Source organism: Bacillus sp. NPDC094077 (assembly GCF_050279465.1).
Taxonomy (GTDB): Bacteria; Bacillota; Bacilli; order Bacillales; family Bacillaceae_G; genus Bacillus_A.
In genome coordinates this window covers 87704-107223 of the sequence record NZ_JBNNUF010000008.1, presented here as the reverse complement: position 1 = coordinate 107223, position 19520 = coordinate 87704, and the positions used below count along the sequence as shown (strand labels likewise).

Annotated in this window: 21 protein-coding genes and 1 pseudogene; 5 read left to right on the top strand and 17 right to left on the bottom strand. The window is 33.8% G+C overall.

What is annotated here, in order from left to right:
• Positions 1-24 precede the first annotated feature (24 nt).
• The 3 genes from ACQKNR_RS19240 to ACQKNR_RS19230 form a co-directional block, all read right to left on the bottom strand.
• A complete protein-coding gene (locus ACQKNR_RS19240; RefSeq protein WP_427319679.1) occupies positions 25-969 on the bottom strand; it encodes an alpha/beta hydrolase in 945 nt (314 codons plus the stop codon).
• 226 nt (positions 970-1195) lie between these two features.
• Positions 1196-1651 (bottom strand): DUF3939 domain-containing protein, encoded by a 456-nt coding sequence (locus ACQKNR_RS19235; RefSeq protein ID WP_427319677.1) that lies wholly within the window; start codon positions 1649-1651, stop codon positions 1196-1198.
• A 107-nt stretch (positions 1652-1758) separates the two neighbouring features.
• The gene (locus ACQKNR_RS19230; protein WP_000105198.1) at positions 1759-2202 is read right to left on the bottom strand and encodes a Dps family protein; all 444 of its coding nucleotides are present in this window, start codon (positions 2200-2202) and stop codon (positions 1759-1761) included.
• Between the two features lie 241 nt (positions 2203-2443).
• Between ACQKNR_RS19230 and ACQKNR_RS19225 the strand changes: the two genes are divergently transcribed.
• Complete coding sequence (locus ACQKNR_RS19225; protein ID WP_427319675.1) at positions 2444-3484, top strand: YkvI family membrane protein; 1041 nt, start codon at positions 2444-2446, stop codon at positions 3482-3484.
• A 33-nt stretch (positions 3485-3517) separates the two neighbouring features.
• Here the strand turns inward: ACQKNR_RS19225 and ACQKNR_RS19220 are convergent, their stop codons facing one another.
• The 6 genes and pseudogenes from ACQKNR_RS19220 to ACQKNR_RS19195 form a co-directional block, all read right to left on the bottom strand.
• Positions 3518-3886 carry a DUF3979 family protein gene (locus ACQKNR_RS19220; protein WP_427319673.1) on the bottom strand — a complete coding sequence of 123 codons (369 nt, stop codon included), beginning with the start codon at positions 3884-3886 and terminating at the stop codon, positions 3518-3520.
• Positions 3887-4209: 323 nt separating this feature from the next.
• The gene (locus ACQKNR_RS19215) at positions 4210-4515 is read right to left on the bottom strand and encodes a hypothetical protein (protein ID WP_427319671.1); all 306 of its coding nucleotides are present in this window, start codon (positions 4513-4515) and stop codon (positions 4210-4212) included.
• 369 nt (positions 4516-4884) lie between these two features.
• On the bottom strand, positions 4885-5703 hold the full coding sequence (locus ACQKNR_RS19210; protein ID WP_427319913.1) for a methyl-accepting chemotaxis protein: 819 nt from the start codon (positions 5701-5703) through the stop codon (positions 4885-4887).
• 123 nt (positions 5704-5826) lie between these two features.
• A pseudogene (locus ACQKNR_RS19205) lies at positions 5827-6765 on the bottom strand (HAMP domain-containing protein); the annotation flags it as partial.
• A gap of 304 nt (positions 6766-7069) precedes the next feature.
• Positions 7070-8122, bottom strand: coding sequence for a ribosome small subunit-dependent GTPase A (gene rsgA / locus ACQKNR_RS19200; protein ID WP_427319669.1), 1053 nt, complete (start codon positions 8120-8122; stop codon positions 7070-7072).
• A 182-nt stretch (positions 8123-8304) separates the two neighbouring features.
• Positions 8305-8832 carry a DinB family protein gene (locus tag ACQKNR_RS19195; RefSeq protein ID WP_427319667.1) on the bottom strand — a complete coding sequence of 176 codons (528 nt, stop codon included), beginning with the start codon at positions 8830-8832 and terminating at the stop codon, positions 8305-8307.
• 196 nt (positions 8833-9028) lie between these two features.
• Between ACQKNR_RS19195 and ACQKNR_RS19190 the strand changes: the two genes are divergently transcribed.
• Positions 9029-9376: a DUF4257 domain-containing protein gene (locus tag ACQKNR_RS19190; protein WP_070757522.1), complete on the top strand. Its 348-nt coding sequence runs from the start codon at positions 9029-9031 to the stop codon at positions 9374-9376.
• A gap of 84 nt (positions 9377-9460) precedes the next feature.
• Positions 9461-9685: a hypothetical protein gene (locus ACQKNR_RS19185; protein ID WP_000162606.1), complete on the top strand. Its 225-nt coding sequence runs from the start codon at positions 9461-9463 to the stop codon at positions 9683-9685.
• Positions 9686-10153: 468 nt separating this feature from the next.
• Here the strand turns inward: ACQKNR_RS19185 and ACQKNR_RS19180 are convergent, their stop codons facing one another.
• On the bottom strand, positions 10154-11329 hold the full coding sequence (locus ACQKNR_RS19180; RefSeq protein ID WP_427319664.1) for an MFS transporter: 1176 nt from the start codon (positions 11327-11329) through the stop codon (positions 10154-10156).
• A 111-nt stretch (positions 11330-11440) separates the two neighbouring features.
• A complete protein-coding gene (locus ACQKNR_RS19175; RefSeq protein WP_427319662.1) occupies positions 11441-12379 on the bottom strand; it encodes an aldo/keto reductase in 939 nt (312 codons plus the stop codon).
• Positions 12380-12486: 107 nt separating this feature from the next.
• On the opposite strand from ACQKNR_RS19175, the gene ACQKNR_RS19170 reads away from it, so the two are divergent.
• Positions 12487-12795, top strand: a complete 309-nt coding sequence (locus ACQKNR_RS19170) for an ArsR/SmtB family transcription factor (RefSeq protein WP_427319660.1) — start codon at positions 12487-12489, stop codon at positions 12793-12795.
• A 40-nt stretch (positions 12796-12835) separates the two neighbouring features.
• Here ACQKNR_RS19170 and ACQKNR_RS19165 read toward each other — a convergent pair whose 3' ends face one another.
• From ACQKNR_RS19165 to ACQKNR_RS19155, 3 genes are all read right to left on the bottom strand, one after another.
• Positions 12836-13786, bottom strand: coding sequence for a serine protease (locus ACQKNR_RS19165; protein WP_427319659.1), 951 nt, complete (start codon positions 13784-13786; stop codon positions 12836-12838).
• A gap of 260 nt (positions 13787-14046) precedes the next feature.
• Positions 14047-14334 carry an AbrB/MazE/SpoVT family DNA-binding domain-containing protein gene (locus tag ACQKNR_RS19160; RefSeq protein WP_427319657.1) on the bottom strand — a complete coding sequence of 96 codons (288 nt, stop codon included), beginning with the start codon at positions 14332-14334 and terminating at the stop codon, positions 14047-14049.
• Between the two features lie 115 nt (positions 14335-14449).
• Complete coding sequence (locus tag ACQKNR_RS19155) at positions 14450-16330, bottom strand: FtsX-like permease family protein (protein ID WP_427319655.1); 1881 nt, start codon at positions 16328-16330, stop codon at positions 14450-14452.
• 269 nt (positions 16331-16599) lie between these two features.
• Here ACQKNR_RS19155 and nadE point away from each other — a divergent pair, with 269 nt between their 5' ends.
• Entirely contained in the window at positions 16600-17418 is an 819-nt protein-coding gene (nadE, locus tag ACQKNR_RS19150; RefSeq protein WP_427319653.1) for an ammonia-dependent NAD(+) synthetase, read from the top strand.
• Between the two features lie 44 nt (positions 17419-17462).
• Here the strand turns inward: nadE and ACQKNR_RS19145 are convergent, their stop codons facing one another.
• The 3 genes from ACQKNR_RS19145 to ACQKNR_RS19135 all read right to left on the bottom strand — a co-directional run bounded on the left by ACQKNR_RS19145 (position 17463) and on the right by ACQKNR_RS19135 (position 19422).
• Complete coding sequence (locus ACQKNR_RS19145; RefSeq protein WP_427319651.1) at positions 17463-17924, bottom strand: NUDIX hydrolase; 462 nt, start codon at positions 17922-17924, stop codon at positions 17463-17465.
• A 30-nt stretch (positions 17925-17954) separates the two neighbouring features.
• Complete coding sequence (locus tag ACQKNR_RS19140) at positions 17955-18152, bottom strand: DUF4083 domain-containing protein (protein ID WP_427319649.1); 198 nt, start codon at positions 18150-18152, stop codon at positions 17955-17957.
• Positions 18153-18261: 109 nt separating this feature from the next.
• Positions 18262-19422 carry a transglutaminase domain-containing protein gene (locus ACQKNR_RS19135; RefSeq protein WP_427319647.1) on the bottom strand — a complete coding sequence of 387 codons (1161 nt, stop codon included), beginning with the start codon at positions 19420-19422 and terminating at the stop codon, positions 18262-18264.
• Positions 19423-19520: the final 98 nt, after the last annotated feature.

Genomic DNA, 19520 nt, shown 5'->3' with positions numbered 1-19520 from the left:
ACTGCGATGCACCTCCCTTTCCTACTACTTATTATTTTTTCCTTCTATATATTCAATAGCTTCTTTTAATAACTCATCAAAATGATTAGGATAATCATGATTTAAGTTAGGCACAACTTTATACTCATGTTCTATATTCTTATCTCTTAATAATTGTACAAATTGCTGTGTACATTCGAAACAATCTTCATCTTGATCCCCGCATACTATATATCCCTTTATATCTTTATCCTGTAACATCCCCAGCAACTCATTCCATTCTTCAATCTCTGGAAGCCACGGTGCCATAAAAATAAAACCTTTTACATCTATATCTTTTTGTAAAATAGTATATAACGCTACTCTTGCTCCAGCAGAAAAACCACCTATTATTACATTTTCTACTGTATGATTTTCTATAAACTTAGCGTAATGCTCTTTTAATTCTTCTCTTCCTCTATGTATATCATCCCAAACAAACCCATCTGAAAATTGAATTTGCGAAGACTGTGGTAAAGCTAACGTATAATCTTGTGTCAAAACTGATTTCCAATATGGTTCTATTATTCCTATATTTTCTTGATCACCATGCATTGTAAGTAGTAGATTTCCCTTTTTCTTGCTGTAAATATATTTCACGTCTGCTCGTTCTGTTTTCTTTGCTAATTCTTCTCTTTCTTTACATAATTGAACCATTTTATGAAACTCTTCAAATTTATGTAGTGGTTTTAAATCGTCGTCGGAAATTAAATACTCATTTCCATACCAAAAACCATTTTCTATAATGGCTTCCTTCATTAAATGTAACGCTTCTTCTTCAAGCCCTGCTGCACTTGCTAATGCATATTTAAAATTAAATATTTGTGCCTCATTCCCCACTACACCTTTAGCATGCTCCATTATATAAGTGTACGCTTCAAAACTTCCTTTATTTGCATAACAATGTAACGTTTCATTTAATAACTGAATATAACTCATACTATTTTTCATATTGCAATTCCCCCAGAACCTTTTATATTATTTACTTCTCGAATTTATATACCATTCTGCGGTCACTGTATATAGCTTATGCTAACAATGCTTTATTCTCAGAATGATACTTAATAATTACTCCTCCCTGTCCAATAAGTTTATTATAAAGTCGAATAAACTGAAAAATCAATATTTTCACAAACAAAAAAAGACAACAATATATTTATTGTTGTTTTCATTACATCTATCCACTCTTCTTTTTTTTCCTATCTGGTTCACTTGAAACTAAATAATGTTTTTCTGAAATATATAAGTTTCTTTTTAATAGACGATTTAAGTAAGGCCCTAGTTTCATTCCGCATATGAGGCGATCTTCACTACCTTCAACAATTGGAAACATTTCTTTTTCTGTTACGTATTGATCTACTGCCTTTTGTACGATATCAATTTCTTTAACTAGGTTTAAATTTTCTTCTGTATGTTCAAATACCTCAAGAGTTTCCTTCGTAATGAGAAAAACATTTGTTGGAAATGCAGGTAAATACGGCTTTAACAAATCATAATTCACTGTATAATCATCATTTACTAATACTGTATAAACGATATTAGCATTTGTTTCTAGAAACTTAGCCATTGCTTGTTCTAATTCATCTTTCGTAATTTCCCGCTCTTCTTTTCCAGTTTTGAAAAAGCGAAACATCGTATCGCCTCCCTTTTACTATATTATAGCATAAAAGAAAACTGAAAAATCACAAAAAAATCCATTGAAAGAATTTTTCAATGGATTTTTCTTTAATATATTTACTGTTATTTTAAGAATGCACTTAGCATCCATACATGTTGTTCTAATGTTGTATGAATTGCTAACAACATGTCAGCAGATGTTTCATCACCAGCTTCACCAGCAACTTCCATACCTTCTTTTAATTCTTGAATAAGTGCAGAGTAATCATTCACTAATGTTTGCACCATTTCCTCTGCCGACTCCTTGCTTGTCCCTTCGTTGACACTAGATGTAGCGAGATATTCTTTCATTGTCGCTAATGGTTTACCTTCTAACGCTAAAATACGTTCTGCTAACTCATCAATATACGTTCCGGCTTCATTATAGAACTCTTCAAATTTCTCATGTAATGTAAAGAAGTGTGGTCCTGTCACGTACCAGTGATAATTATGTAGTTTCACATATAACACATTCCAGTTTGCTACCTGCTTGTTTAATACTTCAACAACATTTGTTTTCGTACTCATACAATCCACTCCTCTTATCATTTTGTAATGCTTATCTTTTAATAACCTAATTGCATTTTACCATACATTTCCTATCCTTTCGAACGATTAGCTTATATGTAACAAAGTTTTAACACCTTTAATATTTCCCTAATATCATACAATTCATGTATTTTTTCAAGCACTTCATATGTCTAATTGTCCAAGCTCATACATATGCATTATAGTAAGTCAAGCTCATCATAGAAGAAAGAGGGATAACATGGACAATCAACAATGGCAAGTAGCAAAGAAAGTCGCTGCTACTTATATCGGAACTGTCGTTGGAGCTGGATTTGCTACTGGTCGAGAAATTGTTGAATTTTTTACAGTGAACGGATTTTACGGGACCATTGGCATATGTGTAAGTGGATTTTTTTTTATATGGCTCGGTACAAAGATGATGCTACTTTCATCACAAATCGGGGCGTTTTCAGCGCAAGAGTTCAACAAATATTTATTTGGAGATGTATTCGGAAATGTTGTAAACACACTATTATTACTCGTTTTATTTGGCGTAACGAGTGTTATGTTATCCGGAGCTGGGGCGGTATTTGAGGAGCAACTCCGTTTACCTAGACAACTCGGTATTCTCATTACAGTTATCGCCTGTCTCATTATAGGTGGCCGCGGATTACAAGGTGTTTTTGAAGTAAATACACTTGTCGTACCTATTATGATGATTTTTATTATCGGGCTTGCTATTACAACCTTTTTCCACGGTACACCCTCTATTAATAACACCATTCCTGCAGAGAGCTGGAATATGAAGTGGATTACTAGCCCTATTACATATGTCGCCTTAAATCTTTCTCTCGCCCAAAGCGTTCTCGTCCCATTAGCAAGTGAGGTAAAGGATCGAAAAGCCATTTTATGGGGTGGAATTTTAGGTGGTGCAGGACTTTCTTTAATTTTATTATGCAGCCATTTAGCTATCTTATCAGTCGATCAATTTTATCAATACAACATCCCAATGGCTGAAGTCATAAGAAGATTTAATGCAACTTTTCACTTTTTCTTCGTTCTTGTTATTTTCGGTGAAGTGTTCACAACTTTAGTTGGTAATGTGTTCGGAATGACAAAGCAAATGCAATCTATCACTGGGTGGAAAAATAACAATATTATTTTCTTCATTTTACTAATTAGTTATTGCTTTAGTTACATCGGTTACAGTGAACTACTCCACATTCTATATCCTATCATCGGATGGGTAAGCATCATTCTACTTCCGATCATTGCGTTTAAACAACTTCAAAAAACATAAAAAGCATCCATGTTATTGGATGCTTTTTTATGTTCATTCACAATCATCACATATTTCCCAATACGGCCCCATTTCCAATGCTAAATATGGCTTTAATTGCAACCGAATCATTCGACTTGGCATGCGCTCTAAAACGAATTGAATGCCTTCTTCATCTTCGTCTAATTCAACTTTTAAAATCACAATTCTTTGCATAGTCGTAATGGGAATTCCATCTTTATATAAAGTGATTTTCACCTCATCATATTCATTAAAATACAATTCGACACTCATTTGATTTTTCAACATTTCATCAACAATTTCATATGTATCATTTTGTTCTTGGATTATATATTTCCAGCCGCCTCTACCTTCTTCTTTCGGAGCTGTTTGAAATAATGTCATCAAATCCTCGTATAGCATAAGATAACCCCTCTCTTACTAAAAAACGATGAGTATTTTATATACCCTTTATCTCTATCACTTTCCATAGCTATTGTACCATATATCACCGTTCTTACCGTATTCATTTGCTTCATAAGTATATACAAAACACTTTCTTCCATCTTCATTATTATATGGCTTACCTCATCACTTCATACTCTCCTAATTTTTTGAAATAACGTCAAAATTTAATCAATGAAAGTTTTATCCTACATTCACTCATTATTTGTTCACAACAATTCATAAAATCAAATTTTTTGCGAGCAAACAACAAAAAAGAAGAGTGACTTCTGTCACTCTCCCTAAAAGAATTTCCCGGTAGCCGCTAATGCTAGTACTATAATTAAAATGGTAAATAATAATGATACAATGAAACTGAAAATGGGTAATGCTTTCTTTTCATTCTTCTTAAATAGTAACCTTAAACTAAGAAAAATGTTTACTGGCACAAGTATAAAATAAAAATATTTAACAATTTGTACCGAGCTATTCGAAAGTGTTTTTAATACAAACACTTCAATTAGAAAAACAACAAAAAATGAAATACTTAGCCAAAATGAGACATAACTAAGCCAAGAATGTCTTTTTGTACCCCAATACACTCCCATATTAATCTCCTTTTATTTGTATTCTATATGATAATAATTATACACAAAGTTAACAAATACCTCTATTTTTCGACAAATTTTATCCCGCATTAACGGGCAGTAAGACTCCCACCTCAAAATTCGGCGAATGCGAGGGAGTTAGGTGGGAGATCAACTGCCCGTAAAAGCCCGATTGGTGTGAGCTAATAATCAGCGGGGGATGGACAAAACCCCACTGATCAAAGTTTCACTTTATGTGAAATACAGTTTTAAACATCCTAAGGGGAATCTCCATCCTCATTAATATTTAGCCTACATCAATCTGATCCTACTTAATAAAAAAGACTGCCTCACTAGCATACTGCTATGCGTGCGACAGTCTGTTCTCTTTTAAACTCTAAATCTTTCAATTAATACTTGTAACTCTTCAGCCATTTGAGATAATGTACCAGCTGCAGAGCCTATCTCCTCCATCGAAGCTAGTTGCTCTTCAGCTGACGCTGCTACATTTTGTGTACTAGTCGCATTATTTTGTGCTGTCATTGCAATTTGGCCTACTGAAATAGATACTTCATTTGCACCTTTTGACATTCCGTTAGCCGTTTCAACCATCGTCTTTATTTGATTAGCTATTTCATTTGTAGATTGTAAAATCTCTGCAAAGTTTTGCTTCGTTTCATTTGCAATAACTAGTCCAGATTGAACTTCTTCATTTACATGATTCATAGATTTTACTGTCTTACTCATATCATCTTGTATTTCACCTATTAATTTACTAATTTCGCTGGAAGATACGCTAGATTGCTCTGCCAATTTACGTACTTCATCTGCAACAATCGCAAACCCTCTTCCGTGCTCACCAGCTCTTGCAGCTTCAATTGCAGCATTTAAAGCAAGAAGATTTGTTTGATCTGCAATATTTTGGATTACTTCTAATATATCACCAATTTGCTTCGATTTATTATTTAATAACTGAATAACTGCATCCGATTGTGAAACAGAGTCTGCAATAGACTGCATTTGATTTACTGTTTTTCCTACTAGCTTTCCGCCATCTTCTGCTTTTTCACGAGTATGAGCAGAAGCCGTATTAATAGATGATGAACTATTGGCTACATGCTGAATCCCTTCTGTTACATCAAACAGTAACATCGCACCACTCTCTACACTTGTTGTTTGCGTCGTTGCCCCACTTGATATTTCATCCATTGCCATTGTAATTTGCTCCGTGGCTTCACTCGCTTGTCTTACACTCGCAGTTAGCTCTTCTGATGCCGCTGCAACATGCCCAGCCGAATCATTAATCCTTCCAATTAACGTTCGTAGTGAATCTGTCATCTCATTAAAACCTTTTGCAAGTTGACCAATTTCATCATTAGAATGGATTTCAATTGTTTGAGTTAAATCTCCCTCACTTATTTCTTTTGATGTGACAACTAATCTCTTTAAAGGCTTTGTGATAGAAAGTGTCACAAAATAAATAAGTGCTCCTCCTACAACTAATGAAATAAACATAACAATTAACATATTATAAAATACGGGTTGGGCTGCTTCAATTACTTCGCTTGAGTACATCGTCCCACCAATTTTCCAGCCTGTTTTTAAGTTTGTAGCAAATACCATTTTCTTTTCACTATCGCCATAAGAGTATGAAAAAGTACCGTGATTATCTTCATAAATTTTCTTCGCCCAAGAGTCAGCTGCTCTATCCCCTGATTTTTCTTGGGGATGCGCAATTATTTTTTGTTTTCCATCTAAAATGAAAGCATATCCTTTTTTACCAATATTGATTAACTTTGTTGTTTTTAATAGATTGTCTAAGCTTAAATCCACCGCAACAACACCGTTTTTATCTTTTGTTTGTTTTGCAATCGTTACGACAATATGCCCATTTCCTTGTGCCTTATACGGCTCAGTTACAACAATACCGCCTTGTTTTGCCACCGCATCTTTATACCAAGAACGCTCTGTTGGGTCATAGTCTGCTGCCATTTGTATATTTGGTTCTTGCATAAACTTCTTATCATTTCCTGCAACATATACTTGTTCAACATCTTTATTCAAGTTGATATATTGAGATAGCATTTTCCTTAATTCATCTTGATTATCTCCTTGATACATATTTCCTTGAATTACCCGTGCAAAAGTATTCACATCGTTAAATTTCGCCTCAATCATTTGATTGATTAAATTATCTAATATTTTTATATTATCGTGAGCACTACTCGTAATTTGTGATTCAAAATTCTTTTTAGCCGTTTGATAAGACATGCCTCCAATAATAGAGACTGCCGCAATTAAGATCACAAAAAATGAAATTAATAACTTTTTCGCTACTTTCATATCGCGAAGCCAATTTAATAGTTTCCCCATTACGAACCTCCTACTTTTACATTTTTCAAATTACATTGAGTTAATTATGAATATATCCAATCCCAAATTACTATTTTATAACTTATTTTGATGAATACTTTGTAAAGTTTAAACAAATAATTTCCTTTTGTCCATATATACGAATAACATTATTATAAAATTTATAAATACAAAAAAACCAAAGGAATAGTCCTTTGGTTTTTTACATTTTTTTATGCTGTTTAGAAATCTTTTTCCATTTATCACGCTCTGCTCTTGCGAGAATAGCATCTTGTTTTCTCATAAAATACGCCAGTTCTCTTTGTAACTTTTTATAGCTTTGCAAACGCTCTATCGTAATAAGTCCGTTATCAATTGCATTATGCACTGCGCACCCTGGTTCATTTTCATGTTTACAATCCCGGAAACGGCATGTTTTTGCTAGTTCTTCAATATCAGAAAATGTTGTTTGAATTGCATCACTTCCTTCCCACAGCTGTAACTCCCTCATGCCAGGAGTATCAATGACTAAGCCCCCACTCGGTAGTTGGAACAGCTCACGATGAGTTGTCGTATGCCGCCCTTTACTATCTTCCTCACGTATATCTCCCGTTTTCGCTATCTCAATTCCTACGAGTGCATTTAACAAAGTAGATTTTCCAACCCCCGATGAGCCGACTAAAGCAATTGTTTTTCCTGAAGCAACAAATTGTTGTAACGAGTCAATACCTCTATGCTCTAAACTATCGACGACGAAGATCGGAACACCAATTGCAACAGCTTCCGTTTCTACAATTTTTTGTTCCACATCTTCACATAAACTACTTTTTGTTAATACAATAACAGGCATTGCACCACTTTCATACGCTAATAGTAAATAACGCTCCAACCTTCTTACGTTAAAATCATGGTTAAGTGCATTTACTAAAAATAAATAATCTACATTTGCTGCAATAATTTGTTCTTCAGTTCTATTACCAGCTTCTTGTCTTGAAAAAGAACTTCTTCTCGAAAAAATACGATGAATGATTGCCTTTTTCTCATTTTCTATTTTCTTTATATACACCCAATCACCAACCGCTGGGTAATCCCCTTTCGTTACCGCTTCATGCCGAAACTTCCCAGACAGTTCTGCCATATATTCACCGTCATTACAAATAATGCGATATATATGCTTATGCTCAAGTAAAATACGCCCTACTTCATAATTCTTCTCTACAGCTTGCTCTTCAAAAAATGAATCCCAGCCGAATGATTCTAAAATATTTTGATTCAAATCAATATCCTCCCTAGTTTGTACTAAGTGGAAGGATTGCGAACTACCTTATATAATATCGCCCTTTCCATCCACCTTTGTATTTAATTTATTATTCATTTCAGCCATATTCGCCATAATACATCACTCCGATCTTATTTTAATTACTCTCATTATATGGAATATCGATTTAAAAAGCTACTTTATTTGACGTAATTTTCGAATAACTTTCCCTTTAACATTCTAATTTGTCCACGATGACTAATTTCATCTTCTAGCACATGAAACCAAAGATAGTGCTGGTTATACGCTACACCGTTAGGCCACTTTCTTTCTGACATTAGCCATGTATCATCTACTTTACTCAAATACTTCAGCGACTCTTCTCGAACACTTTGCAAAAGTTGTACATAATACTGTATTTCATGACCACGAATCGTTCTCCCCGCCTCCCCTAAATACAGTGCATCTTCCCATATTTCTAATTCTTCTTTTGTAAAGTCACGATTTTGAAATGAAATAAGCTGATGGGCTTTTTCTATAGCTGCTATATGTTTTAATAAGGCGCCAATTGAATTTCCACCACTCGGCATAATTAAATCTAATTGCTCAACTGATAGATTTTCTATTTCCTGTAATGTAACCGCCCTCGTATGCTCCAGCATACTTACTAGTTCTCCTATATTTTTTGTATAACCATCTACACTTCTTATTCGATAATCTATATACATATCACGCACCCCTTTCTGAATTTATATTAATAAATAAACGCTTCATATAATAGACTGAAATATATCAGATTTTTCTGTTATAATTAAATTAAGCAAGCAAATAGCCTAAACAAATTTTCTCAATATGCTTATATGAAATATTAAAAGGAATCAATATGAAAAAATCGAATCTTATTCACTAAAAGGAGTGGATTCGATGGAAATGTATCAATGGCTAACCGCAGTTCTCGTTGGTGGCATTACTGGCTTCGTTTCCCATCTAATCAATAACCAAGGTAAGTTATTGCTTCCACGCCGTTTGAAAACTTTTTTTCATTTTGGATTTTTAACTGATATTTTTACTGGTAGCCTAGCTGCACTACTTGGACTCGTTTTATTCGATGTCACCTCAATAAAAGAAATTATAAAAGTATCCATTGTGACCGCTATTTCCGGTCAGACTTTTTTACTTCACCAAGCTTTAGGTGGTGAACAGGCTAAAAATACGCAAATTGGAAAAGCTGATGAGAAGATTCAAGAAATTGACAAATTATTGCGACGTTAGTCTATACTTTCTTTTAAAATTATTGTTATAATGAAAAATAAATATTTTCTATTGCGTCGTTTGTCAGAAGAAAGGGTGTTTCGTATGACAAAAAAGAAAATAGAAGATTTCTTAACAAACACCGAAAAAGAGGAACTGCTAGAAAACTATAAATGTTTACGAGAAGCCCGCACAAAAAGCGAAGCTAACTATTTTGGTGAAGCAGTAAACCATCTATTAAATAAAGCAAAACAACGAATTATTAAAGATGCAGGCATACATGATGAGAATGCAGCAACTGTTCAATCAAAGAGAAAAGCACTGTTTTAGCTAAAACAGTGCTTTTTATTACGGCACTTTTCACATTAGTTTCACATCTATTTCACAAATATACGTACTTTAGTATGGTAAGCTAAGTATATCCTTTTCCAAGGAACTATATGCCGATATATAAATCCCTATCTCTGTAGGGATTTTTTATTTTTAGGATTCCCCCATAATTTTGTTACAATACCTTTCTAATATTTTCATACTTCCTTTAACCTCTACACTCAAAAACTCCTTCAAGTATTGTTCCCCTTATTTTTCTGAACTGCATACTATTTGTCTATTATAAAAGAAGAGAGCCCAGCATTAACGCTACCTCTCTTCCTCACTAATCTTCTAATATTAATTCACTCTGTTTCATATTTGGTTTTTAACTAAGTTTATCACTGGTAGCATAACTGAACTTCTCGAACTCGTTTTATTCGATGTCACCTCAATAAAAGAGAAAAGCACTTTTTATTTGTAAAAACTTTATGATGCAATGCCTGTTTCACTATTTCCATTAAGCTTTTCACTTTTTTTAAACAAAAATAAAGCTACAACATATAGTAATGCAGTAAAGCTACCTACAAGTATAAAATTGTGAGATGCTGCAAATAACATTCCTGCCATTGCTGCTCCAATCATTTGGCCAATGTACATCGAAGCATTCGCCAGAGCAGCTCCTGTTCCTCTTGCTATAGCAGACATATTTTGTAAGTGCCCCATCATCAATACAAACAAAATTCCTGTCACAAAAAATAAAACAAAGAAAAATAATTCAACAAATATAATGTCCTTTAAATGGGGAAGTATTACATAAAGTAATGCTGTAAATACAATTCCACCATAGAAAGAAAGATTATAACCAATTTTATTTACGATTCTAGGGCCAAAAATATTCCCTGTTAAATTTCCTAATCCTAATACGAGCATAGCTGTTCCTACTTCATGAACTTGTAAGCCAAATTGAATGGAAAGCCATACACCAAAGAATGAAAATGCTGCAAAATTACCAGTTTGAAAAACAAAATATGCAAAATAAGAAAGTGAAACCTTTGAATCTCTAAGTAATTGTTTATAGCGCTTTAAGATATTTGTTTTATTTCCACCTATAGGAATTGGTTGTATTTCCGGTAATACTACATAAATAAGAATGGCAAGTAGTGCTGATAATATACCAATGACGAAGAATGGTGTTGTATAATGTATCATTGCTAAATATGCTCCAACTGGAAGCCCTAAAATTTGGGAGATTGATAACCCTGCTGTTGCAATTCCAATTGCTTTCACAATTTGCTTCTTCTCCATAAGTAGCGGGATAGATGCCCACACTTGCGGGGATACAAAAGCAGCACTTACACCTGCTAAAAATCTAAATGTAAGTATCCATAAGAAACTCGGTGCCATTCCACACAAAAACGTACTTATTGCAAAAAAGCTCATACCTAATACCATCACTTTTTTTCTATTTAATCCGTCTGATATAGGACCAGCTATAAGCGCAAATCCAGCATAACCTAAAGCATATGAACTCACCATCCATCCTGACAACTCAGTTGAAACATGATACACCTGTTGTAGTGTCGGCAAAAGTGGTGAAATTAAAAAAGTATCTGTACCGATCATAAACATTATCGTAAAGAATACAACTAGTACTCTTTTCATTTAAACCTTCTCCTTTTATATAAAGTGAAACTTTAATCAGTGGGGGTGTCCATCCCCCACTGATTGTTAGCCCGCAAATAGCGGGCTAACAAGAGGGCACTATCCCTCTTGTTAACCAATCTCTAAAATAGATTCAATCTCTTTCATAGTCGTTTCATTCAATAAAACGTCCACCGCTCTTACACTTTCTCTTATTTGCTCCGCTCGTTTCCCACCAGGAATAACAGTATCAATTCCTTTTTTGTTTAGGATCCACGCTAAAGCTAAATGCGATACTTCGATATTCTTTTCTTTAGCTAAAACTTTTAACTTTTCCACTTTCTTAAAATTACTCTTATATGTATTTTCTTCAAATAGATTTGCACTTTGACGCCAATCGCCTTCGTTCAATTTAAAATCTTCTGTATATTTACCACCTAGTATTCCAAAGGCAAGAGGCCCATACGGAATAAATGAAATATCCGATTCTATACAATACGGCAAAAGTTCTTCCCCAGCAGTACGATCTAACATATTATACGGTGATTGTACAACATCTATATGTCCGTGTTGATTCGCTTCTTTTAATTGCTCTACGTTTACGTTGGATATTCCAATTGAACGAATTTTACCTTCTTCTTTTAGACGAGTAAGCTCTCCAATTGAATCTATGTAACTTGTTTCAGGATTAGTAAAGTGTAAATAATATAAATCAATATAATCAGTCTGTAATCTTCTTAAACTATTTTCCACAGCATTTCTTAAATAACTTGGTTCATTATTAATATAAGTTTCCCCATCTAATAACGGCTGAATTCCACCTTTTGTAGCAAGTACAAATTCGTGGCGTTTTTCTTTTAATACTTCTCCTACCAATTCTTCTGATCTACCGAAACCGTATGAATCTGCTGTATCAAAAAATGTAATCCCTTGCTGAATAGCTTCTTCTATTAATCGTTTTCCTTCTTCCTCATTCACATCAGCATACAAATTATGTCCCCCTACAGCGTTTGTTCCTAACCCTAACTTTGAAATATTTAGTCCTGCCTTTTGCAATTTTGTATAATTCATTTTTTCTCCCCCTATATTTCTATTGTTCGATTATATTCGAACAATAGAAATATACCACTTTATATGTTATAGTGCAAATAACTTAACTTATACAAGCAGGTGAAAAAATGCGTACACTCTATCATCCAAATCGAGAAGAAATTCAATTTTCTTCTGTCTTATATGCACTTAGCGATCAAATTCGTTTACAAATTGTAAATATGTTACTAGAAAAAAACGAACAATCTTGTGGCTCGTTAAACATTCCTATCGCGAAATCAACTTTATCTCACCATTTCAAAGTTTTACGTGAATCAGGTGTTATGTATACACGCCTTGAAGGAACACAACGTTTCATTTCAATTCGTGAAGAAGATTTAAATTCTAGATTTCCCGGTTTATTAGACGTTGTATTATATGCGACAGAACCATACTAAAAAACATCTCATATTCATATGAGATGTTTTTTAGTAATTACTATTCTTTTAACAAATCTATTAATCCATTTCCTTCAGATGTACGTTCATACCCTAAAGGTACAGTTCTTTTTATAAGTTGCGCGTATATTTCAGGCTCTGATAACTTTCTGCCATATTCTCTTTCGCACTGTTTAATAAGAAGTGCTAATGCACCAGCGACATGCGGTGTTGCCATTGAAGTTCCACTTAATACAGCATATTTCCCCTCTGGATACGTAGATAATATTTCATCACCTGGCGCTACTAAATCAATTTCTTGATTTGAATTACTAAAACATGCGATCTTCCGCTCTAAATTAACAGCGCCAACTTCAATGACTTCAGAATAAGCCCCTGGGAAATCTAGTTCCTCCGTATTATCATCACAATCTCCATCATTCCCCGCAGCACATACAACGAGAACATCTTGCTGTACTGCATTTTGAATTGCTTCATGTAATTCTGGAACGTCTTGCGGACCACCAAGTGACATTGAAATGATTCTTACTTTCTCTTTATTAGGTCCTCTCCAATTAACAGCATAATGAATCGCCTCAATAATTTGCTCATAACTTCCAGAACCATCTCCCGCTAAAACCTTTAACACTAACATTTTAGCAAGAGGTGCAACTCCTAAAACGCCGACACCATTTTCAGTCGCTGCAATCGTCCCTGCTACATGAGTACCATGTCCGTTATTATCAAGATAAATATTCGGATCACCTTCATAATCTTTCGTGAAATTTCTCCCACCAATAATACGATCTTTTAAATCTATATGATTAATATCACAACCTGTATCTAATACGGCAACGACAACATCTTTTCCTTTCGCACTCTTCTCCCATACTTGTGGAGCGTGAATCAGTTGTACACCTGGTGGAATTTCATTTACTTGTTCAACCACCTTATTTACGGTAAACGGAATCAATTGGATACCTTTTTGTTTATTCGCTGTACTACTGTTCATCGTAATCCCTCCTGAAAATGTATTATTTTCATTTCAGACCACTATTAAATAGGTTTAAATTTAACATTCGTTTTAACTGTTCTATTCTCCTTCATTTCAAATATTTCTCAATATAATTTACCAACATTTATCCCGCAATTTGCAGGCAATAACAGTTCGAATGATTCAACGAATATATAAAAATAAAAGGACCATTAAATGGCCCTTTTATAGTTTTTTAAAAGAATGATATATAATTTTAAAAATCATATAAATTAAGACTAAACCTCACTCTTGTTTAAAAACTTTTCTATTTCTTCTATTAAATACTTCGCTCCCTCTATACTAACAGTAATGTTTCCATTTGCTAATGATATGTTCTGTCCTGAAACATCACCTGTTATTTGACAAGCATTGTAAGGCTGATATTTTTGTAAAATGACTTTGTCTTCTTCTACGAAAATTTCAAGTGGTGATTTGATTTGTATCCCTAATACATCTCGTAATTCTTTAGGGATAACAATTCGTCCTAATTCATCTACTTTTCGAATAACTCCTGTTGCTTTCATATTACTCCCCCCTTACTCTCTATTTATCTTTTCACCTCGCTTTTTCCATTTTATCACTTTTTGGTAATAGTTGTCTCTTTTTAGAAAATTTTGTACTCAAGTTAAAATAAAACAGTTAACGAATACGCAATCTCTCTTTCAATTGTTTTAAGTAACGAAATCGTATCATTAAGAAGTATACAACTTGGATTCCTATGAAAATACTTAATACAATCGCATTTTCTTTAAACAGTGAGTACTCAAACATCTGTCCTAGCGCAGTTAACGCTACTGCTCCATGTAATGTTGCAACACCAATTGGTACGAAGAATAAAAGCGCTAAACGGATTGTCACTACTTTCGCTAGTTCACCGCCCGTTAACCCCACTTTTCGAATCATTGCGAACAACCGAGTATCGTCCTCTAAATCAGAGAATAAACGGAAGTAAAGAAAACTTCCCGCACAAACGAAAAATACAATTCCGATAAAGAAACCTACAAATAAAATAGGTCCTGCGATTTGTAAACTTTGATTTTGATCGTACTCTTCTGCACTAAACGTTGAATGTTCTTGATAAGGCTTAATCTGATGCGTAAGCTCTTTACCAACCTCAATTTCATCTTTCGTACCTTTCGTTTTATACATATAATCTTTTTCTTCTTTAAATCCATCTTGTAATGAATCATATTGATCTTTAGAGATTACATAAACATTACCTCTTAGTATTTTACTCAGTGAAGAAGTATTAATTTTTTTCACTTCTAAAGGTTCATTCATATTTGGTAAAGTAATTTCTTTTCTTTCTTTCATCGGTGGTCCTGGTATTTCGACTGACAAAAATAAAGCCTCTTTATTTGATACAGTATTAAATGGTTCTCCTGTTAACTTTGCATATTCCTTATAATCTGATTCTTTTATAAAAGTGGCGCTTCTTAACGACTGCTCTTCCGTTTTTTTCGATGAAATATTTATTTTTGAAGCTGATATACTATGTTTTTTTAGCCCTTCATCAATGATCTGTATATGCTGTAATTCACTACTATTTCCTTGCTTAGACTGATAGTGAAAAGCAATCGGTCTCTCCATAATTCCTTTCGTCATTGATGCGAAGCCAACCAATGTACCTATTGCTGAAAATGCTACAGTTGAAATTATGGTTACAATAAAGAACATTCTTGCGTTATCTCTCATACGGTACGCTAAATCTGACAACGTAATAATATTTGTCTGTGTCCAATAGAAACGTTTACTTTTTTTACATAGCCGAATAATAAAGACGCTCAACTGCTTGTACAGCAAATACGTACCAATAATGACTACCGTTGTAACAGGAATCATCATTACAAATACCATTACACCATGTGACAGTAGCGCTCCTGCATAGCCAGCACTAAGCAATACTACTGCTAATATAGAAGAGATTATAGATGCCTTTGGTTCTGGCTTCGCCTCTGCTGATCCTCTAAACAATTTCATAATTTTATTTTTACGAACCATTCCTGCACTGAACAATGAAATAATCATAAATAATACGAAAAACATAATACTCGTTACAACAATTGCTTTCATCGGTATGTAATAGGATAAGGAAATATCTAGTTTTAATATCATTGGAGCTATAAAAATTAATATCCCTGAAAACAACATACCTGAAAGAATTCCAAAAATAATTGCCCCTATTCCAATCATAATATTTTCAAAGAAGATAAGACGCTTTAATTGATATTTCGTCATACCAAGCATCATTAAAATTCCTAGTTCACGCTTTCTCGTTTTTAAAAACATTCCCATTGAATATAAAATAAAGAAGAATGTAAACAAGTAAATAATAGACTGTGCAAAAGACATACTTACGAATACATACTGTCCTAATGCTCCAGCACTTAATGCCGGATGAAACGCAAAAAATGAATACACAAAAAAGGCCATAATAGCAAATGCACTACTCAAAAAATATGCTGAATATGTCCGTCTATTTCGTGTTACATTCCGATATGCGAGTTCTCTAATGTTCATATTACTTCTCCGCCCTTCTACTAACTATGTTCTTATATTAGTAAAGTACGGAAATACCTTCCATCGATTCAAATGACAAAAACCTTACATTTTTGAAAGGTTTAAAAAAATTGCTTAAACGAAGCAGTTTCATTATAATGACTACATTCATATTCATACACCCATCCTATTGTATATTCGTTAATTTTGCGAAATAATAAAGGATAGAAGTATGTACCAATATACATATAAAATTTTTACCGCTTTAATATGAATAGGAGGAAAACATAATGACATTACAAGAACAGATTATGAAAGCATTACATGTTCAGCCTGTAATTGATCCGAAAGAAGAAATCCGTAAACGAATCGATTTCTTAAAAGATTATGTAAAAAAAACAGGTGCAAAAGGATTTGTACTAGGAATTAGTGGCGGACAAGACTCTACATTAGCTGGACGTTTAGCTCAGCTTGCAGTTGAGGAAATTCGTAATGAAGGTGGTAACGCAGCGTTTATCGCCGTACGTCTTCCTTATAAAGTACAAAAAGATGAAGATGATGCACAATTAGCATTACAATTTATTCAAGCTGACCAATCTGCTGCATTTGATATCGCTTCAACAGTTGATGCCTTTTCAAATCAATACGAAAACTTATTAGGTGAATCATTAACTGATTTCAATAAAGGTAACGTGAAAGCACGCATCCGCATGGTTACACAATATGCAATCGGTGGACAAAAAGGTCTACTTGTTATCGGAACTGATCACGCTGCAGAAGCTGTAACAGGATTCTTTACAAAATTCGGAGATGGTGGTGCAGACCTATTACCATTAACAGGATTAACGAAGCGCCAAGGACGTGCTTTACTACAAGAATTAGGTGCAGACGAGCGACTTTACTTAAAAATGCCAACAGCTGATTTATTAGATGAAAAACCAGGTCAAGCTGATGAAACAGAGTTAGGTATTACTTACGATCAATTAGATGACTATTTAGAGGGTAAAGCAGTTCCAGCTGACGTTGCAGAAAAAATTGAAAAACGTTACACAGTGAGCGAACATAAAAGACAAGTACCAGCGTCAATGTTTGATGACTGGTGGAAATAGAACATAAAAAAGAGGCTAATCTCATTTAGCTTCTTTTTTATGTATTAACGATATACTCCTACTCTTTTCTCTAGTAAATCCCGCAAGCAATCTTCATGCTGCTTATTAAACAATGGCGGCATTTTGTCTAACGGAAAAAACTTCAAATCCAACGTTTCATCACCGTCTACTTTCTTCTCTCCTCCAACAATTGAGAATGAAAAGAACATCGTAATTGTCTGTGCTCTATCTCCATTTGGATATGTTTGAAAATATTTTGTATACACTCCAATAAGCTCATTTATTTCTACATCATATCCTGTTTCTTCTTTTATTTCTCGAATCGCAGTTTCTGTAGCAGATTCTCCTATTTCCATTGCACCACCAGGGAATCCCCAAACATGAAAGTCGCCTCTTTTTTGCAGTAATACTTCTCCATATTCATTAAACACACAACCGCCCGCAAAGTTTAAGAAAACATAGTCGTGCCCTACTTTTTCACGTAACTCTTTTATATAATTGGCCATCCTCTTCCCCTTTCCATACATCTTCTAGCGTTATTTCTTATCTTTTTCAAGCAATTCAATAATTCGATCTAGCTTCTGATTCATATTGATCACATGTTGTTTTTTTACAGAGGTGTTTTGCAATAATTTTTTAACAAACAAAGTAAATGATATGAAAAACAAAACGATAAGTCCGATTACTAAACAAGTATATATCAATGTAAATATATTACTTTCAAACAAGTTCATTCAGCCTTCACATCCTCTCCTCTTTATATTACTATAAAATTCTAAACATTTCTAATAATGCACAAGCATAAAAAAAGAGCATCTTTTACAGATGCCCTTTTTTCATTGCTTAATACGTAAATGTAATTGTCGCTAATGAATAACCCGCCATTGCACTATATGGTGCTACTTGATAAGATACACGTTTTGCACCTTTTGGCCAATTTATTTCATTTAATACTTTCTTTATATCTTGCATTGTTCCATCCATGGACTGCTTATATCGTACTTCTACTTTTTCTGGTTTACTAGCAAATTGCTGCTGTAACTTTTTCTTAAATTCATTATAATTGTCTGCCCCGTATTGTGCAGATAAGTATTTTAAATTTGTTTCTTTTAATATTTGTTCATATACGACAGTTTTTGAGCTACCAGCTTTAATTTTGTTTGTTAATTCGTTAAAGTAACTTGTAGTTGCCGCTGGATATTTACTACGATCCCATTCATGGTCTTTACTTAATTGCTCGTCAGACATATTAAAATATGAATATGTTACGCGACCAGCTTTATCTGGTACTGGATCATCAAATGTAGTATCAAGATGATACCACTTGTTTTCAATGTTCACTAAATTCCATGCGTGAGCTTGTCCATTTCCTTTTCCAGTTACAATATGAGATTGAATACCTGCTTCTTTTAGTAATTGATATGTTAACAATGTATATCCTTGGCAAACTGCAGAACGATTCGCTAACGCTTCATATGCTGTATATGCTTGATAAGAAGTGTCATATGATACATGTTTGACAACGTAATCGTGAATAGCTTTTATTTTTTCATGTGCATCCATCCCTGGTTTTACAATTGAACCTATAATTGCTTTTGCCTGAGATTTCACATATTGTGTTTGTTCTTTTGATTCACGGTATTTCACTTGTAGTGTAAACGTATAGTTCCCTGGCATCCCTTTTATAGAATAACTAGTAGAGGCTACATTATATTTTACATACTCATCAGCATCTACGATTTTATTAAACTCGCCGTACAATTGGTTCATAATCTTTTTAATATCTCTATCTTTTGTTTTATATGCGATTGTAATATTTTCATCTCGATTATCAATATGCTTTTTTAATTCTTTTCTAAAATCATCTAATAAATTAGCATCTGTTTGTGTTGTCACTACAGTTGGATTCGTAGCTGCATAAGATACAGATGATGCGTGTAAACCTCCCATTACAATCGTGGAACAAAGTGCGGCAGCTGTCACATACTTACTTGTCTTTCCCATCTCGTCACTCCTTACATTCTATTAATATACGAAAAAGTATCGTATAGTTTCAGAGTATACAATACTTTTCAAAATAGGTCATATGAGATTATGCATAT

Coding starts and splice junctions, on each gene's coding strand:
- ACQKNR_RS19240 (WP_427319679.1), bottom strand. CDS start 969: ATGAAAAATAGTATGAGTTATATTCAGTTATTAAATGAAACGTTACAT.
- ACQKNR_RS19235 (WP_427319677.1), bottom strand. CDS start 1,651: ATGTTTCGCTTTTTCAAAACTGGAAAAGAAGAGCGGGAAATTACGAAA.
- ACQKNR_RS19230 (WP_000105198.1), bottom strand. CDS start 2,202: ATGAGTACGAAAACAAATGTTGTTGAAGTATTAAACAAGCAGGTAGCA.
- ACQKNR_RS19225 (WP_427319675.1), top strand. CDS start 2,444: ATGGACAATCAACAATGGCAAGTAGCAAAGAAAGTCGCTGCTACTTAT.
- ACQKNR_RS19220 (WP_427319673.1), bottom strand. CDS start 3,886: ATGCTATACGAGGATTTGATGACATTATTTCAAACAGCTCCGAAAGAA.
- ACQKNR_RS19215 (WP_427319671.1), bottom strand. CDS start 4,515: ATGGGAGTGTATTGGGGTACAAAAAGACATTCTTGGCTTAGTTATGTC.
- ACQKNR_RS19210 (WP_427319913.1), bottom strand. CDS start 5,703: ATGGATGAAATATCAAGTGGGGCAACGACGCAAACAACAAGTGTAGAG.
- ACQKNR_RS19195 (WP_427319667.1), bottom strand. CDS start 8,832: ATGTATATAGATTATCGAATAAGAAGTGTAGATGGTTATACAAAAAAT.
- ACQKNR_RS19190 (WP_070757522.1), top strand. CDS start 9,029: ATGGAAATGTATCAATGGCTAACCGCAGTTCTCGTTGGTGGCATTACT.
- ACQKNR_RS19185 (WP_000162606.1), top strand. CDS start 9,461: ATGACAAAAAAGAAAATAGAAGATTTCTTAACAAACACCGAAAAAGAG.
- ACQKNR_RS19180 (WP_427319664.1), bottom strand. CDS start 11,329: ATGAAAAGAGTACTAGTTGTATTCTTTACGATAATGTTTATGATCGGT.
- ACQKNR_RS19175 (WP_427319662.1), bottom strand. CDS start 12,379: ATGAATTATACAAAATTGCAAAAGGCAGGACTAAATATTTCAAAGTTA.
- ACQKNR_RS19170 (WP_427319660.1), top strand. CDS start 12,487: ATGCGTACACTCTATCATCCAAATCGAGAAGAAATTCAATTTTCTTCT.
- ACQKNR_RS19165 (WP_427319659.1), bottom strand. CDS start 13,786: ATGAACAGTAGTACAGCGAATAAACAAAAAGGTATCCAATTGATTCCG.
- ACQKNR_RS19160 (WP_427319657.1), bottom strand. CDS start 14,334: ATGAAAGCAACAGGAGTTATTCGAAAAGTAGATGAATTAGGACGAATT.
- ACQKNR_RS19155 (WP_427319655.1), bottom strand. CDS start 16,330: ATGAACATTAGAGAACTCGCATATCGGAATGTAACACGAAATAGACGG.
- nadE (WP_427319653.1), top strand. CDS start 16,600: ATGACATTACAAGAACAGATTATGAAAGCATTACATGTTCAGCCTGTA.
- ACQKNR_RS19145 (WP_427319651.1), bottom strand. CDS start 17,924: ATGGCCAATTATATAAAAGAGTTACGTGAAAAAGTAGGGCACGACTAT.
- ACQKNR_RS19140 (WP_427319649.1), bottom strand. CDS start 18,152: ATGAACTTGTTTGAAAGTAATATATTTACATTGATATATACTTGTTTA.
- ACQKNR_RS19135 (WP_427319647.1), bottom strand. CDS start 19,422: ATGGGAAAGACAAGTAAGTATGTGACAGCTGCCGCACTTTGTTCCACG.